This is a genomic window from Anaerosacchariphilus hominis, from assembly GCF_014290175.1.
GTDB classification, from domain to species: Bacteria; Bacillota; Clostridia; order Lachnospirales; family Lachnospiraceae; genus Laedolimicola; species Laedolimicola hominis.
Genome location: NZ_JACOOR010000001.1, coordinates 140,696 through 154,430, shown reverse-complemented (window position 1 = coordinate 154,430; position 13,735 = coordinate 140,696). Strand labels below are relative to the sequence as shown.

General features: G+C 50.9%; 22 protein-coding genes. All 22 read right to left on the bottom strand.

Annotation, left to right across the window (positions count from 1 at the left end; all coding sequences use genetic code 11):
- Positions 1 to 4 precede the first annotated feature (4 nt).
- Positions 5 to 712, bottom strand: a complete 708-nt coding sequence (locus H8S44_RS00730; protein ID WP_118646112.1) for a DUF4313 domain-containing protein — start codon at positions 710 to 712, stop codon at positions 5 to 7.
- Between the two features lie 128 nt (positions 713 to 840).
- A complete protein-coding gene (locus H8S44_RS00725; protein ID WP_118646114.1) occupies positions 841 to 1,164 on the bottom strand; it encodes a hypothetical protein in 324 nt (107 codons plus the stop codon).
- On the bottom strand, positions 1,161 to 2,255 hold the full coding sequence (locus H8S44_RS00720; RefSeq protein ID WP_186872916.1) for a DUF4313 domain-containing protein: 1,095 nt from the start codon (positions 2,253 to 2,255) through the stop codon (positions 1,161 to 1,163). The genes H8S44_RS00725 and H8S44_RS00720 overlap by 4 nt, the downstream gene beginning before the upstream one ends.
- Positions 2,252 to 2,797 carry an adenylosuccinate lyase gene (locus tag H8S44_RS00715; protein WP_118646118.1) on the bottom strand — a complete coding sequence of 182 codons (546 nt, stop codon included), beginning with the start codon at positions 2,795 to 2,797 and terminating at the stop codon, positions 2,252 to 2,254. Before H8S44_RS00715 ends, H8S44_RS00720 begins: the two co-directional genes overlap by 4 nt.
- Positions 2,794 to 3,333: a hypothetical protein gene (locus tag H8S44_RS00710; protein WP_003502000.1), complete on the bottom strand. Its 540-nt coding sequence runs from the start codon at positions 3,331 to 3,333 to the stop codon at positions 2,794 to 2,796. Before H8S44_RS00710 ends, H8S44_RS00715 begins: the two co-directional genes overlap by 4 nt.
- A gap of 175 nt (positions 3,334 to 3,508) precedes the next feature.
- Positions 3,509 to 3,994: a hypothetical protein gene (locus H8S44_RS00705; RefSeq protein ID WP_118646120.1), complete on the bottom strand. Its 486-nt coding sequence runs from the start codon at positions 3,992 to 3,994 to the stop codon at positions 3,509 to 3,511.
- Complete coding sequence (locus H8S44_RS00700) at positions 3,987 to 4,415, bottom strand: DUF6809 family protein (RefSeq protein ID WP_118646122.1); 429 nt, start codon at positions 4,413 to 4,415, stop codon at positions 3,987 to 3,989. Before H8S44_RS00700 ends, H8S44_RS00705 begins: the two co-directional genes overlap by 8 nt.
- 35 nt (positions 4,416 to 4,450) lie before the next feature.
- Positions 4,451 to 5,134, bottom strand: coding sequence for a YkgJ family cysteine cluster protein (locus H8S44_RS00695; RefSeq protein ID WP_243036828.1), 684 nt, complete (start codon positions 5,132 to 5,134; stop codon positions 4,451 to 4,453).
- A gap of 104 nt (positions 5,135 to 5,238) precedes the next feature.
- Positions 5,239 to 5,484: a hypothetical protein gene (locus tag H8S44_RS00690; RefSeq protein ID WP_003502009.1), complete on the bottom strand. Its 246-nt coding sequence runs from the start codon at positions 5,482 to 5,484 to the stop codon at positions 5,239 to 5,241.
- A gap of 63 nt (positions 5,485 to 5,547) precedes the next feature.
- Positions 5,548 to 6,087 (bottom strand): RNA polymerase sigma factor, encoded by a 540-nt coding sequence (locus tag H8S44_RS00685; protein ID WP_118502026.1) that lies wholly within the window; start codon positions 6,085 to 6,087, stop codon positions 5,548 to 5,550.
- A 103-nt stretch (positions 6,088 to 6,190) separates the two neighbouring features.
- Entirely contained in the window at positions 6,191 to 7,024 is an 834-nt protein-coding gene (locus H8S44_RS00680) for a hypothetical protein (protein WP_006874319.1), read from the bottom strand.
- A 38-nt stretch (positions 7,025 to 7,062) separates the two neighbouring features.
- Entirely contained in the window at positions 7,063 to 8,136 is a 1,074-nt protein-coding gene (locus tag H8S44_RS00675; RefSeq protein WP_006874318.1) for a DUF932 domain-containing protein, read from the bottom strand.
- 45 nt (positions 8,137 to 8,181) lie between these two features.
- On the bottom strand, positions 8,182 to 8,997 hold the full coding sequence (locus H8S44_RS00670; RefSeq protein ID WP_118646126.1) for a hypothetical protein: 816 nt from the start codon (positions 8,995 to 8,997) through the stop codon (positions 8,182 to 8,184).
- A 116-nt stretch (positions 8,998 to 9,113) separates the two neighbouring features.
- Entirely contained in the window at positions 9,114 to 9,515 is a 402-nt protein-coding gene (locus H8S44_RS00665; protein ID WP_050624186.1) for a single-stranded DNA-binding protein, read from the bottom strand.
- Positions 9,516 to 9,808: 293 nt separating this feature from the next.
- Positions 9,809 to 10,417, bottom strand: coding sequence for a hypothetical protein (locus H8S44_RS00660; protein ID WP_118024172.1), 609 nt, complete (start codon positions 10,415 to 10,417; stop codon positions 9,809 to 9,811).
- A gap of 145 nt (positions 10,418 to 10,562) precedes the next feature.
- A complete protein-coding gene (locus H8S44_RS00655) occupies positions 10,563 to 11,048 on the bottom strand; it encodes a hypothetical protein (RefSeq protein ID WP_330593522.1) in 486 nt (161 codons plus the stop codon).
- A 2-nt stretch (positions 11,049 to 11,050) separates the two neighbouring features.
- Positions 11,051 to 11,746, bottom strand: a complete 696-nt coding sequence (locus tag H8S44_RS00650) for a hypothetical protein (RefSeq protein ID WP_118480310.1) — start codon at positions 11,744 to 11,746, stop codon at positions 11,051 to 11,053.
- Positions 11,747 to 11,806: 60 nt separating this feature from the next.
- Complete coding sequence (locus H8S44_RS00645) at positions 11,807 to 12,388, bottom strand: sigma-70 family RNA polymerase sigma factor (RefSeq protein ID WP_118480312.1); 582 nt, start codon at positions 12,386 to 12,388, stop codon at positions 11,807 to 11,809.
- 16 nt (positions 12,389 to 12,404) lie between these two features.
- On the bottom strand, positions 12,405 to 12,812 hold the full coding sequence (locus H8S44_RS00640) for a zinc-finger-containing protein (protein WP_243167435.1): 408 nt from the start codon (positions 12,810 to 12,812) through the stop codon (positions 12,405 to 12,407).
- Between the two features lie 56 nt (positions 12,813 to 12,868).
- Entirely contained in the window at positions 12,869 to 13,216 is a 348-nt protein-coding gene (locus H8S44_RS00635; RefSeq protein ID WP_080908595.1) for a hypothetical protein, read from the bottom strand.
- Between the two features lie 84 nt (positions 13,217 to 13,300).
- On the bottom strand, positions 13,301 to 13,522 hold the full coding sequence (locus H8S44_RS00630; RefSeq protein ID WP_003499639.1) for a DUF6133 family protein: 222 nt from the start codon (positions 13,520 to 13,522) through the stop codon (positions 13,301 to 13,303).
- A gap of 61 nt (positions 13,523 to 13,583) precedes the next feature.
- Positions 13,584 to 13,730: a hypothetical protein gene (locus H8S44_RS00625; RefSeq protein ID WP_006873413.1), complete on the bottom strand. Its 147-nt coding sequence runs from the start codon at positions 13,728 to 13,730 to the stop codon at positions 13,584 to 13,586.
- Positions 13,731 to 13,735: the final 5 nt, after the last annotated feature.

Sequence of the window (13,735 nt, the reverse complement as noted above, 5' to 3'; positions counted from 1 at the left end):
ACCTTTAATATTCGTACCGATTCCTCCGGTTTTCAGACCAGGGAGGGTAGACACGCAATTCCTCCTGAAACATGGTCATCAGTTCGGCAGCCATGTCCTCTTTACGCCGGTAGATGCGCTGCTTTTTCGTACCATCGGCATAGCGGATGGTAGTCTGGAGTGCGGGTCCTTTCTGTGTGAAGATGAATTTGCGGCCATGAGAAGGGTCAGACGCCTCGATCCAGAGGGGCAGGGTGGTGGAAACCCCATCTGGACACCGCCAGCCGCTGTAATCAGTGTAGCTGAACCCATTGATTTCTCGTGCCAGCCGGCGCAGGGCAAGATATAGCCGCTCAAAGCGGCGCCCCAGCTCGCCTTTCTGATGCCGGATGTAGAGGGTGTGCCCCTCATGGTCCAGGGCGTCCAATTCTTTGCCATAAAACAGGTATTCAGGGTAAAGACAGCCATTCGATTCAAGAATTTGTCCGGTAGGTTCCGCAAGGTGATTGTCTGATAGCCAGACCGGAAAAAGTCCGTCTGCGGCTTTTATATTGATGAAAGCGCAGTGGTCGGGGCGGATTCCGGTTAAGTTGGTGGTAAGGGTTTCCCAAAAAATCAGGATGCCGTGATCCTTTTCATAAAGTTTGATGGCGAGATTGCCGTTGGGATATGTACTGATTTTCAAAGTCAGCTGGGCTCGGTGTTCGCCCAGCGTAAATGCGAGAGTATTCATAAGCGTTTTCCTCCAAAGAAGCACCGGACGCCTGCAAAAATGCAGATTGCCGGTGCTTCTTAGTGTGTGTTCCGAACAAGGAAACCGGAGCAGGGAGAGGAATGCAGTTCCTCTCTGGTCATCGTCAGCTACACAGCCAAAGTCTTTGACTCAAACTGATAGCGCAGAACCTGAGCCAGCTTTGTCCTGTTTTCACAAGTAATGCGATAGGTAGGGCCATAGTTACGCCCCCGTTCATCCATCCTTCGAATGGAAATGCTAAATCGGGTGCCCTCCTGGGTGATCCACAGACGCCTGCCCGTGGCAGCATCTTCAGCAATAATCCATAAAGGGCACTGCATGGTCATGTAGGTCTGGGGGTAAGCACGCCAGCCGCTGCGGTCATGATAACAGAAACCGGGGGTAGTCTGCCGCCTTTCATTCAGTACATCATAAACTGCCTTATATTTCATGCGCTGCACCGCCTTTCAAAGTTTTTCAGGTAGCCTGCATACCCTTCCGGATCCAGCTCCTGCAGCCGGTTGGCACGAAAACGATATTCAGGATAGGTGCAGAACCCACTCTGCATGGTGCGACCGGTTGGGATAGCCAGACCATGTCGGATGAGCCAGGTGGGAAATTCCGAATCGGCATTGGTGTCGATAAAGGCATGGTCTTTTTGCCGTTGGCCGGGCAGGTTGACGGTGAGAGTCGCCCAGGGTTCCGGGTCACCGCTTTCCCATGTCACCATTTGTATGGCAAGGTTTCCGTTCAGGTAGGAAGTCACCTGCAGCTGGATGGGGTGCGTGGCACCAAATTTCTTGTAAGGCAAGGTAACAGGTGCAGCATCGGTATCAGGCTTTCCATCCTCTACGCCCAGTTCCCAACTAAGGGACAAAATCTGGCTCTGGCTCAGCGTGTGGGTATATTTCTTTGCGTATTTTGGCTTGAAGAGCAGGGCACCGTCCTGCAGGAGCAGCTTTCCTTCCTTTTGGTCCTGAATACAGCGCAGGCCATGCAGACGGGGCTTTGCGCGCTCCACCGCATCGTGGATCTTTGGATGGTCAAACCATATGGAATACTGTACGGCTACATCGAGATTAGGATGCTCCTGAAAGCGTGAGCATAGGAGATCCAGCACCTGTTGACAGATTTTTCTTCGTTTCTCCAGCGTCTGACGTTCGTTAAAGGTCAGCGTGAAATATGAGAAATCCCGTTCGGATGCGTCTGCGGCGCCGTTAAAGGGATTACACCAGAAGTACAGATCCCATCGGTCGCTGCCATAGGACACAGGGATATTTTCGTCATACTGGTAGCAGACAAAGTCCTGTGCGATGGCTTCCATGACGGGTTTCATTGCTGCGCTGCTCTCCAAACTTGCCTGACGGATATACTGCTCCCATTCTTCGCGGGTGTGGCTGTCATAAAACTGTTTGTTGGCTGCTGCCTCTGCTTCGGTGCATAGGGACTGCAGGCGTAGGGAGTGGACATCTTCTTTGGCATAGCCTTTTTCAAACCATCTGGTATCAATATTCATATGAGAACGATCTTCGTGAATTTTCATTTTACATCCTCCTTGTGTATAGTTGCTGCATTTTTTGACGCAGTGTGGTCATTGGTCTTTCCAGTCATAGAGCCGACCATTTCTTTCAGACTGGCGATATACTGCCTCCATGCCTGCTTGGATTCTTCAGCACACTTCAACTCAGCAAGCTGTTCTTCCGGCGACAGGGCTTCAAACTCGCATTGGCGGCAGTCTCTATCAATATCCTGAAAGATGCGGTTCAGGATGGAGAGAGCCAGCTCTGTAACAGTGGGGCTGTGTTCATCAAGCGCCTTGCGGCCTTGACGGAACAATTCCAGATAGCGCTCATACTGCTGTTCGCTGATAAATTCCCAGCCGTAGGCTTCCTGGATGTCGCTTTCGCTATGGTATTGCATAGCTGCTTCAAATTCTGCCTCGCGGTCTGCGGCTTCCTTTTCGATGTGCCGCTTGAGCTTGGCGCGGATGCGCTCCAAGTCTTTGAGCAAAAGCTTGCAGGCTTTGGCCTCCATGAGATAACCGTGTGCTTCGCTGTTTAGATATTGCTGGGATGTATTTTTCATGCGGCAGCTTCCTCCTTGGATTTGGATTGAACAAAGAGTAGGAACCCGTTGCTGGTATCCTCCAGAAGCTGCCATGTACCATCCCGCCAGACGCAGGCGGTTGCATCGTTGTAGACTTCCGGCGTCTTGGGCGGGTCGTCAAAGCATTCCGGCGTCACATAAAGGCACATATGTCCCATATAGAAGGGCTGCAGAGCTGCTTCTATCTCTTTGCGCAGGGCAAGGGCGAGGGATTCGATCTCGTCAATATCCTGGCGCTGAAAGGCAGCATCTGAGATCTGTTTGAGCCGCTTGGTTTGCTTCACAGCTGCATCTATATAGGGTACGGCCTCATCAAAGTATTTGTGTTTGATCCGCATACCGTCAAATACCAGAAAGCGGGTATAGGCGGTAGCGGCTTTACAGATGTCTTGCCGCAAGGCATCAAATGGTTTTTTGTACTTGGTTTTCAGCACCTCCATGGATACAACCTGCAGATTGCGCCGCAGGGTTTCCAGATGGTTCACTAAAGTGGTGCGTAGTTCATCTCGTTCCATAGGCATCCTCCGTGGGTAACTTCCGGGCGGTTATCCGCGCCGGAAGTGGCGGCAGTGCTCATGCACATTGGCGTGGGTAAACGCAAAGCTCTTGCAGGCCAGCAATCGGTTCCGTTCTCTGGAAGATTGCCGGGCAACGCTTGCATGATACTTTTTAACAGATGTTTTTATAGGGTTATTCGAGTTCAGGTTCCCAAGGGGTATCTTCCTCATAAGGCGCAGCCTCCTTTTCATTGTCAGCGGACTTGTTGGCAGCCCGTACCGTCAGCAGAAGGGCATCTTCCCCGACATCGCTGCTGTGGGACTTTTTGGCTCGTTTCTTTTTGCATCTTTCCACAGCTTTGTCATAGTCGTAGCCGATACCAGCTTGCAGCTTATCCGCAATTTTACGAAGCTTTTCGGCATGGTACTCATAGGTAGCACGATGGAATCCAGTCAGCTCCCACTGATCGCATACCGATTCCAGAAGCCGGACATAATCCCGCAGTGCGTTGACTGTTTTGTAGATATCGCCATAGCAGGTAGTAAAGGTATGGACGCCATCAAGATCTTGAAAGCAAAAAATCAGTTCTTCCCCCAAAAACTGTTCCAGTTGGACTGATTGTGCGATCATTGGCCGAAAAGTTTCTTGGGGCAGCTCGGGCAGTCTGTTTTCATCCATTGCTATCCTCCTCATGTTCCGGTACTGGCGGCTGTGGGCCTAAGCCTGCTGCAAACATCTGTACAGCGGTACGGTAACCAGAGGCGTATGCCTGCTCCAATACAGCAGAATTGCGGCATTGTACCGCAGTCTGATACTGTTCAAAAGCGATGGACGCCTCGCTGGAGAGCAGCGGAAGCAGAGCTTTTTCTTTCTGCTGTACTGCCTGGTTAAAAGGTGTGAGGCGTTTATCGGGCTTGAACACATCTGCTTCATATTCGCCGTAATAGAGCGAAGTGAGAAAGCGTGGGTCTGCCGGAAAGGATATAGCAGATGGTGCAGGGCGGGAAAGCGCCGCCGCAATTTCTTTGAGTGTGTTGATCAGTGCGGGGAGCTGAACATTAAAAAATCTTTGCCCCATTGCTGTTTCGTGTAAATTCATAGAATAAGGCCCCCTTTCTAAAAGCGATTTGCCTTTTACTGTTCCCTGGCAATCCGGTGAAGGTCTGCTAACAGGTGTCGGTTATTCTGTTCATACTGAGGCTGAAAAGGCTGGTCTAAATCAAAATTGTAATAGCGGTAGTAGAGTACCTTGAATACAATGCCTTGCCGCATGGCAGGGTCAATGGCGCGCATCAGTTTGCCCAGTTCGGTGGCGATCTCATATTCCCGCTTTACGTATTCTTTGTCTTCCCGCTTAAAATTCTGATACAGCCAGTCCTTGACGGATACCCGGCTGCCGGTAAAGTGGCTCCGGTGCCGGTCCAGACATAGGCAGTATTCAAAATCGCGGCCACGCTCCCCTGGACCTACGGTAAGAGGATAAATACGGCAGGTACGGGTACGGGCAGGGTAGACGGAACAGCGCCCATCCGTAAGGAAGATGCAGGAGTCGTTGGGGGCTTTTGTCTTGAGCATATAGATGGGGAAGCCTTCCTCAGTCAGTGGTTCCGGTTCGCAGTAACGGAACAGGAAATCCTCTATTCCTTCGATGGGCTCACCTTTTGTCCGGAGGTAGCGGGCCAGACGGTAGGCGTCCAGACTTTCCACCATTACACAGCCTTCGATATTGCGGCAGCACGCCCCGCATTGACGGCAGGAAAAGGTAAACTGGTCTTTGGGGCGGACTGGTTGGATTTCATTCATGATTTCTTCGTTCATTTTGTTCCTCCATAAAAAGAGCCGTGACGGAATGGTATCCGCCACGGCCAGAACTTGTGGAATAGTCAGCGGGAGCCGGCTGTTCCAATCCATTTACAGCCCCTTCACGCACATGCGGCCAATCTCACAGGGAGCGGACTGACAGCCGCCAGCGGAAAAGGGGACATGGACAGATGGTAGTGGGAGTTCTGCGTTTCAAAACGGACGCAATCCTCCGACTCCTCCAGAATCGCCACCACACGCGAAGTGTGGTAGATGTTTCCTCCGGCGTGCAGAAGCGCACCTCGCCCAACAGACAGTGGACGCAGCAGAGAACCATTCAAAACGATCTGTTTCTTTTCTTTCTTCATTCGGTTTGACCTCCAATCTTTTTGAAAATGTGGATGTAAGGGTATTTCGTATCTGTAATGGGTTTACCCATAGCAAATGTCCAGAAGCACATCATGGACTTCGGCCAGAAGCTCTTTAATGCGCCGCATAGGAACCTTCTGGGTGCGGGCAATCTCACGGATACCATAGCCGCCCTGTTTCAGATGCACAATATCCATTTGCTGCTTGGATACTCTGCCGGCCAGTTCGTGGAGCAGAAGATCCATTTCCAACTGCTGCATGATTGGGTCATGGGCAGGAATGGTATCTTCTAAAGGTGCACCATCGGGATATAATCCGACATGAATACTGAGAACCTCCATATTGCGCTTGCGGCGCTCCTGGGTGCGGAAGTAATCATAGAGCCGGAATTTCATTTGTCGTGTGGCGATTGTGCTAAAAGAGAATTTTTGTGCAGATGGAGAGTTGAAGTAATCTTTTACTGCCTTTAAGTATGCGAAAACAACCACATCATAAAATTCATCTTCCGGCAGATGGTTTTCATTCAGGAACTTGTAGACCAGTCCGTGATGATCAGTGGCAAATGCCTGTTGTTCTTTGGTTAATGGTACTTCACATAACATTGTGTTTTCCTCCTTAAATAAAAAAAGAGGGATACCTCCGGTGTGTTAAACCGAAGGCATCCCTTTGTTCATGTGTCATGTGGCGCAGGCCACATCAGAATACTTATGCGGGCAGCTGCTCGCAGTCACCATTGATCTGGCTGACAGTATAGTGACCGTCTGCCGGCTCGTTGGTCATGGCGCCAGGCTCGATTACATAATCGCAGCCGGTGTCGCGCTGCTCCTCAGTGATCTCGGCACGCTGCTGGAGCAGGAGTTTGATCTGCTCCTTAAAACTGTTGGCGTAAGCCCGGATCTGAGCCAGCTCCTCGCCCTGGAAATCCTGCAGCAGTTTGAAGGTAGCAACACTGTAGTCATTGGTGCCGTTGTTCTCACGCTTGAGACCAATCTGCACGATACTGCCGTAAGTGGCGCGGCGGCGGAGCATGAAGGCCCGGTTCAGAAATTCCTTGAAGGGCTTGATGCTGGTAGGAGGCAGATTTACCTGCAGAGGCATGTACTCACCACTGCGAAGCAGGTAGAGCACACGCATATTTTTACAGGCTTTTCCTTTGCTGCCATCAGGTGCAGAACCAAAGCGGTTCATCACGCAGGCAGCACAGGCGCCTCCGGGAGTGCCGATGCCAACCTTGCCATCCACAGAAGAACAAAGCGGCGTGGTATCGTCGTCATATTCGCTGCCAGCCGGCCAGTAGGCGCAGGTGGCGTGGTTATGTAGAATGACGCCTACCAGATTCTTTTCATAGTCGGGATTGTCCGGATCATCGGACGGCATCTCAAATTGGAGTGTGCCGCCGGCGGGAATCTTGACACGCTGAAAGCTCATCTGCAGACCATCGGCGTCCTCAGCCAGTTCCTCGGCGCTGAAATCGCCTTCGATCATAGTGGGGAGCATGAATTTTTCCTGTTTCATCAAATCGCTGTTCTGATTATACATAGTGGTTCCTCCTTAAAAATTGTGATGGTTGCAGATGGTCAGGCGGCCATCTGATTGATACGGTTCCACTGCTGTCGGGGCATGGACAGGATATTGTATCCGATCCCCTCCAGGGCAGTGGCGCGGTCATAGCTGTCCACATCCTGACTAAAGCGTGTTACGGCATTGGATAGCCCATAGAGGGTCAGATCTTTGCCTTCAATCAGACGCTGCAGAACGCCGGTGCTTTCTTCCTCGGTGATATTGAAATCCTTGCTTGCCAGACGGACAACGCCGGGAATATCAGTGGTATTCATCTGAACGGTTGTGGCTTCACGCATCATGCCAACTACCCGTGTAAACCGCGTTTCATCCACGGCGGCCATCACGGTATCTTTGATCTTCATGGCAAATGCGTGGTCATCAGCGGCCAACGTCTCCTGTGAGAACAGTTGGAAGTTTTCATCTGCCTCATTGACCCGGCCGATGTGAGTGCGGCGAGTCTGGGCATCGTTGACGACCATGCCGTTACTGCATACCAGCCGATAGACCAAAGGCTGGATGTTGACGGAACCCAGTCCAACTTCACTATTGCTGATGATAACGCCGGACTGTACGATGTCACCGGGTACAACTTCGGCTTCAAGCCGCTTGTTGACTACCTTGATGTACATACGGCTGTCCGTGATCTGGCAGCTTTCAAAATAGGCGTCCTCCATTTGCTGAATGACAGGAAGGACGATTTCTGCAATGTCCAGATTGTCAATGCGGCGATAGCGGTTGCTCAAAAACGCCCGTACAGTGCCATCCAGGGTGCGGACCATACGCTGGGTCGGTTCCCGCTGGAACCAGGAATTCACATTCTCTGCCAGCAGTTCCGGATAATCGGAAAGCATACGGTCATAGTAAGCAGCCGGAATCTTCAGATGTGTGCCGATCTGCCGATGGGCGATCTGGTTGATCTCCAATGGCTCCACCAGTGGGTCATCGTGGTCATCAAAGGTGTGGAGATAAAGTTGAGAACCAAAAGGTTCTACTTGAAGTCGCCTGGTATCAAGCAAATAGTCTTGCTTGAGTTTGGATTGGCGTTCAATCTGCTGTGCCATTTCCACGATGGTAAGTCCTGATTTCATTCGTCAAGTTCACTCCTTTCTCTGTGTTCCTTGTCAGCAGAAGCATTACCAGGATACCTGAATACCCTGGGCAGTGACTTCAGCCGCCAGACCATTGCTTTCCAGTACCTCTGCCAGACGGGGCCAGTAGACCTTCTGGGGAAAGTTGTTCAGATGCTCCTGAGAAACAGCATCTTCGCCCTGCTCAATGCAGATATCACCGTCTTCCCGAAGCGTCAGTTTGCTGTGTCCACGGGAATTAAGGTCGGAGATCAGTGCTTCCAGTACAGAGCGTCCCTGCGTTTCATACCAGATACGGGGATCAACAGGCTGCCTGTTCGGAGGTGTTGCATCATCCTCGTTTGTTTCTCCGCCGACCTTGGATAGCGGAACGATCTTGACCATATCGCATTTGATATTGGCGTTCTGATCCAGTGTCACATCAGCGTGATCAAACTCGTCAATGCCAAACACACGGATGCGGCCGGTACCGCCATTGCGGATCAGCTGCTCCGGCTGCTTTTCACACCACTCGAAGGTGGCTTGCGGATAAGCGGAGCGCAGATATGCCAGAATACGATGGTTGGTGTGGCGAACCAGCAGTTCATCGGAGCTGGTGCTGCCCAGGTCAGGGATCTCAAAACTTCTTGTTTGGATGCCTTCTGCATGGAGCCGTCTGGTGCGCTGCTGACGCTGGCGATGCCGTTTAGCCTGCTGCATATAGGGGAGAAGCAGGATCAAAACTACCCACAGTCCCCAGAGAGTGAAAACGCCCAGAAGTAGCCAAACCTGCCAGGGCCCACGTACCAGAGCCATAATTGCGATGACCGCACCAATCAGGATCGTGATGCTGCCGCTCAAAAGTCCTTTGTCACTATTCATGTTTGATACCATCCTTTTTTCTGAATTTGTTGGAAAACAAAAAAAGAGGGACCGCACCAAGCTTTCAGTTTCATTCTGAAAAACTTGATACGGTCCCTCTTGGGCGCCGAAGTAAACTACTCCGGCAGGGATTCACGGTCGCCGTCCAATACCTCTGTGAGAGGTGGTGCGGGTTCCGCAGTAATGTCCGGGTCATTCTCCTGTCTGTTCGCTGCGGCGGGCTGTTTGGGGAGGAAACCAAAGTCATTTAGACTGACCTTCAGCTTCTTTTCCAATTTACCGTCCTTCATGCGAACATCTACCAGCCGCTGTGAGCCGGCAAGCCAGATCATACTGCCTTTTTTGACCTTGAATTGCATGAGCCGGGTGACATCTGCATCCCAGGCCCATACCTGATAGAACTGCGTCCAGTTTTTGGTGCGTTCCATCAGATCAAAGCATACATAGCTTTGTTTGGACTGGCTTTCTTTGGGTACAAGGTCATTCATGACGCGCCCGAACACAAAAATCTGTGCCATAACACTCCTTTCTGCCATTGGCATTATTATCTATATAAAAAAGTGCCAGCAGTTTTTCGGCCCTAAAAGGGCGCAAAAAATCACTGACACTTGCATACAAACTTAACAGCGTGTGCAATGCAGGCTTTTGGCCTACGGTACAGATCAAAAAGACCTGTATTCCCAAATGGGATACGCACAAAAATCAATTACAAGTTCAGTATAGCACTGTATCTTGTGCCTGTCAAGATGTAAAACGCTATATATAGATTTATAGCCAGCGACAAGTACGATATGTAGTAGTTGAAAAGGTCTTACTCTGTAAGATGGTTCATAATACGGTAGTAGTCGTCCAATAGGTAGAACTGCGTTTTTGTTGGAGATGCAGTTTGGTAGTCAAAGATCAGACCATATAGGCTGCCGGTGCCATCCACTCCCAGGGAACCAAACCAGCAGGACATCGTATGGCCGTTGAAATACCATAGCTGCAGGTCGTTATATTCCGATTCAGTAACGAGTCCTTTGCGTGCCAGCCGAAGGGCGTCATCTTCATTGATCAGAGGATGAGACAGAAAATGGCGGTAAAGAATATCGGACATACCAAGCGCCTGCTGGTAGGTAAGCGGGTTGGGATTGTCCAGCCACCAGCGGGTCAGCGCTTCAAAGTCATGGATGACTGGGCGGGGCGTAAGGCTGCGGAATTGTTTTAGAAAAGCGATTACTGTTTTCGGAGCAGCTGGAGCCGGTACAGGTATTTCCTGCACACAGTCATTGAGAAAGGCAAACGCGATTTTTTCACCGGTTTTGTCCTCCAGCATCAGTCCGAAGCGTGACAAAGGAGCGAGCAGGAAATGCTCCAGCGCAAAGTTTTCTTCCAGAAAGCGATAGACTTTATATTGTTCGATGGTGTGGGGCTTATACATAGGAAACCCTCCTTTCCTTGATCTACCCAATAAATAGGGACAGAAGGAATGTATTCTGCAAAATATAAGGAAATCAGGCGTTGGTCATTGTGATTTGCAAAATGCCCTTTAAGAAAGCGAGGTGGCTCAAAACCACCTCGCATTTTTAGGATTCAGAGGACGGATCGGGATGCTCCTCCGGCTCGCTGATTGCTTCATAGCCCAAAAAGCTGTTCGTTGAAAGTGCTGCGTCCAGATAGTCATTTCCAACGACAGGCCGTGACCCTTTCTGAAAGTAAAATCGGTAGGGCTCGCCTATTTTAAGCAGGGCCGATTTACTGAGAAGCAGTGTGATCTCTATGCCATGGCTGTCTATCAGATGTACTTTGCGGTAGCGGCGGAGCATAGGTGTACTGATACCGGCGCAGATGCCTTCCACTACCTCGTAGTTCTTATGTGTTGCAGTCGCCCAGATCCCTCGACAGGATATAAGACAGGCGCAGAGTACGACAATCCCCAATGCCAGCAGGATATGATCTTTAGTCGCCACGCAGATGATGACGCTGATTCCCGCACTGGCGATTCCGGCCAGCAGAGTGAGCAGAAACTTTCGCTGCAATACAGTGGGAAAAAGAGTCCATTGTTTCATCATGCTCATACCCTCTCAAAGATAATCTGCTGCCGCAGATAAAGATTGGCAACGGCTAATGTTACCGGCTTGCTGCTCTGGCTGATTTTGACCATGCTTGCAATGTTGTCACTGGTGGTCGTTTCATCTCCGTAGAGGGAATCCAAAAGCGCACATTCATTGGGGAGACGGGAAATATTTTTATCTATGCACTTGATGATCTCTGCAGTGGAGAGCAGGGCTTGTCCGGCAAGGCGCATGACCAGAGCTTCGTATTTGGTGCGTTTATCTTTCTGGAACAGTTTCCGCGCAGCGGATACCGGAACATGTGCCAGCAGCGTCAGCTTGACAAAAGAGGCGAGCCGGAGGAAGAACGGTCCGCTGGTTGGGATAATGCTGAGCGAACCAAGCAGGTCATACAAAGCATCGTATTCTGTTTCACCGCTGCCGGATACCAGAAGACCGCGGGTAAGCAGTCGGTTTGTACAGTCTTCCCAAGAACGCTCGGTACAGTAACCGGATGCGGTGGCTAGCTTTTCGTATTCTTGTGCGATGTCATCCCAACGCAGGATTCTCCAGTTGAGCATGCTCCAAATCACCATTTCCTGCATATCGGCCATGTACTCCTGACCGCCTAACAGGATGATTGGACAACTGCGGTTGCAGCCGTTTGTCCTTCGTTCAAACCGGCCGACCGCAGTGTATAGGGTTTTGATTGCCATATTTCGATACCTCCTTCTTATACATATCCCTTACTGTTGCTGATGCTGATTTTCAACAGATCAAAGCAGGCAGGTTAAAAAGTCAGGGTCATTGCGAAGTTTTTCCAGTGAGCGGGAAATCCAGGCACCCACATGGGAAGGAGGGACTTGATAGAGGGCGGCGATGTCTGTAATGCGCATTCCCTGAACCTTCAGTGCTAGCGCTTCGATGCCGAGTCTGGCAACGCCCTGATAGTTCTGTTTGCTGGCTTCCAGCAGATCAAGGGTCTCCAGACGAGAAAGGTGGGAGTCAAAATGGTCATCCGGCTGGTCTACCTGCTCTCCATCTGCGGCCAGCTCGCCCTGTTCTCCGATGATCAGCCGACTGACGTGCCGCCCCTGACTACAGATTTTTCGGCAGTAGGAGAGTAGTCCATTTTTCACAACCTTTTTGGCGTAGGTTGAAAACTGCGCCTGTCCGGCATGGTAGGTAAAAGCGGCCTTGCAGAGCCACAGGCATCCTTCCTGGAACAGATCTCCATACTCCAGACCACAGATGCCGGGATTTACATGGATGTTGTTGACAATGACCCAGTGAACGATGGATAGGTTTTTTTCTACCAGTGTCTGCTGGTCTTTGGTAAGCTTAAAGTTTTGCTTCATCAGGCTTCACCTCCGTTCAGGCAGCACGCCCGGATGTGTACGCCGGAGCCTGCTGACAGAGGGAAATGACTTGCTCGCACATATATTCGGAAAACTGGCCGATGTGGGTCTGGTGTGCATCCAGCCCCAGTTTGGCTTGCAGCCAGATATAGACCTCCCATTTTTCCATATGGCAGTCCTGCTGCAGTTTTTTTAGGGCTCGATGGGCCAGAATGCGTTTGTGGCGCAGATCGCCATTCGCCAGTGTCCCCATGGGGAGCAATGTGCGCTCATGAGCACTGACATAGGCATTGCAGGCCGGCCATCTGTCGCAGACATACAGGTACTTTCCTCTGGTTTGCGGGGTAGATCCATACACAAGGCTTGCAGGTCGAAGAGAAGCGTGCGCATGACAGTACGGACATTTGATTTGCTTTTGTTTCAATAAAATCACCTCCATTACGCGCCGATGACGGCGGCATTGCGTCTTAACAGGCAGAATCATCCGAAGTAGGTATCCCGGTCTGGGCATAGCTGTAAAAACGGACATACATGGTCCGAAGAGGTATGCCATTCCAGAAACTTGGTATAAGCAGTCCGGAACGAGCGGCACTCCAGAATTGCAGAGCATTCTTCGGGGTCCACTGCTTCTCCACTCAGCTTCCGCACTGTCTGGACGGACAGAAAGATCGGCTGACAGCTTGCGTCTGCTGCCATCAGGAACCCCTCACAGGATGCCTGCCGGATCATTGGACAAAGTGAACCGCTGCAGCGGATGAACAGGGCGTTGCGCCAGTTACCCCGGACTGCCTGCAGAAAGGAATAGAACTGACACGGTTTTTGATTCATGCTTTCACCTCCGTTATTCGTTATCTGCAAATAAAAAAGGGGGCCAGCTGCAGAAGTTCTGCAAACTGGCCCCTGATTTGGTGCTTAGGAGAACAGACTTTCAATCTCCTCAGTGATGCGGGGGATGACCGTATCGTTGAAGATGAGGGTCAGAGCCGCCAGGAGCAGCGCACCCAAAACTACGGCGATAATGATCTTGACGGCGTCCGAAATGTAAAAATCGCCGCGCTGATTGGACAATGCCATACGGCCGCGGTTGAGCAGATAGTTGGCTTTGGTATAGATACGGGTCGTGAATTTTCTCATGGGTAACCTCCTGTTATATGTTTGATGATTGAGTGGATAGGTATATCAAGTCCACCGTCTGTTAAGCGCGGCGGATAGGCTTGATCAGATTGTTTTTGTTGGAACGGGGCCGGTTCGGATATGCTTTAGGCCGCTGGAACAGCAAGCAACGAAAGCGGCGTTTTTTGGTGCCGGTATCATTCGGCGGATAAAATTTCTTTTTGGGCATAGGCA

What these genes read in the sequence shown, in the direction of transcription:
- H8S44_RS00720 (WP_186872916.1), bottom strand. Translation starts at nt 2,255, where the DNA reads ATGAAAATTCACGAAGATCGTTCTCATATGAATATTGATACCAGATGG.
- H8S44_RS00630 (WP_003499639.1), bottom strand. Translation starts at nt 13,522, where the DNA reads ATGAGAAAATTCACGACCCGTATCTATACCAAAGCCAACTATCTGCTC.
- H8S44_RS00730 (WP_118646112.1), bottom strand. Translation starts at nt 712, where the DNA reads ATGAATACTCTCGCATTTACGCTGGGCGAACACCGAGCCCAGCTGACT.
- H8S44_RS00680 (WP_006874319.1), bottom strand. Translation starts at nt 7,024, where the DNA reads ATGTATAATCAGAACAGCGATTTGATGAAACAGGAAAAATTCATGCTC.
- H8S44_RS00725 (WP_118646114.1), bottom strand. Translation starts at nt 1,164, where the DNA reads ATGAAATATAAGGCAGTTTATGATGTACTGAATGAAAGGCGGCAGACT.
- H8S44_RS00695 (WP_243036828.1), bottom strand. Translation starts at nt 5,134, where the DNA reads ATGAACGAAGAAATCATGAATGAAATCCAACCAGTCCGCCCCAAAGAC.
- H8S44_RS00660 (WP_118024172.1), bottom strand. Translation starts at nt 10,417, where the DNA reads ATGTATAAGCCCCACACCATCGAACAATATAAAGTCTATCGCTTTCTG.
- H8S44_RS00645 (WP_118480312.1), bottom strand. Translation starts at nt 12,388, where the DNA reads ATGAAGCAAAACTTTAAGCTTACCAAAGACCAGCAGACACTGGTAGAA.
- H8S44_RS00715 (WP_118646118.1), bottom strand. Translation starts at nt 2,797, where the DNA reads ATGAAAAATACATCCCAGCAATATCTAAACAGCGAAGCACACGGTTAT.
- H8S44_RS00700 (WP_118646122.1), bottom strand. Translation starts at nt 4,415, where the DNA reads ATGAATTTACACGAAACAGCAATGGGGCAAAGATTTTTTAATGTTCAG.
- H8S44_RS00635 (WP_080908595.1), bottom strand. Translation starts at nt 13,216, where the DNA reads ATGAATCAAAAACCGTGTCAGTTCTATTCCTTTCTGCAGGCAGTCCGG.
- H8S44_RS00705 (WP_118646120.1), bottom strand. Translation starts at nt 3,994, where the DNA reads ATGGATGAAAACAGACTGCCCGAGCTGCCCCAAGAAACTTTTCGGCCA.
- H8S44_RS00655 (WP_330593522.1), bottom strand. Translation starts at nt 11,048, where the DNA reads ATGATGAAACAATGGACTCTTTTTCCCACTGTATTGCAGCGAAAGTTT.
- H8S44_RS00650 (WP_118480310.1), bottom strand. Translation starts at nt 11,746, where the DNA reads ATGGCAATCAAAACCCTATACACTGCGGTCGGCCGGTTTGAACGAAGG.
- H8S44_RS00665 (WP_050624186.1), bottom strand. Translation starts at nt 9,515, where the DNA reads ATGGCACAGATTTTTGTGTTCGGGCGCGTCATGAATGACCTTGTACCC.
- H8S44_RS00625 (WP_006873413.1), bottom strand. Translation starts at nt 13,730, where the DNA reads ATGCCCAAAAAGAAATTTTATCCGCCGAATGATACCGGCACCAAAAAA.
- H8S44_RS00710 (WP_003502000.1), bottom strand. Translation starts at nt 3,333, where the DNA reads ATGGAACGAGATGAACTACGCACCACTTTAGTGAACCATCTGGAAACC.
- H8S44_RS00690 (WP_003502009.1), bottom strand. Translation starts at nt 5,484, where the DNA reads ATGAAGAAAGAAAAGAAACAGATCGTTTTGAATGGTTCTCTGCTGCGT.
- H8S44_RS00670 (WP_118646126.1), bottom strand. Translation starts at nt 8,997, where the DNA reads ATGAATAGTGACAAAGGACTTTTGAGCGGCAGCATCACGATCCTGATT.
- H8S44_RS00685 (WP_118502026.1), bottom strand. Translation starts at nt 6,087, where the DNA reads ATGTTATGTGAAGTACCATTAACCAAAGAACAACAGGCATTTGCCACT.
- H8S44_RS00675 (WP_006874318.1), bottom strand. Translation starts at nt 8,136, where the DNA reads ATGAAATCAGGACTTACCATCGTGGAAATGGCACAGCAGATTGAACGC.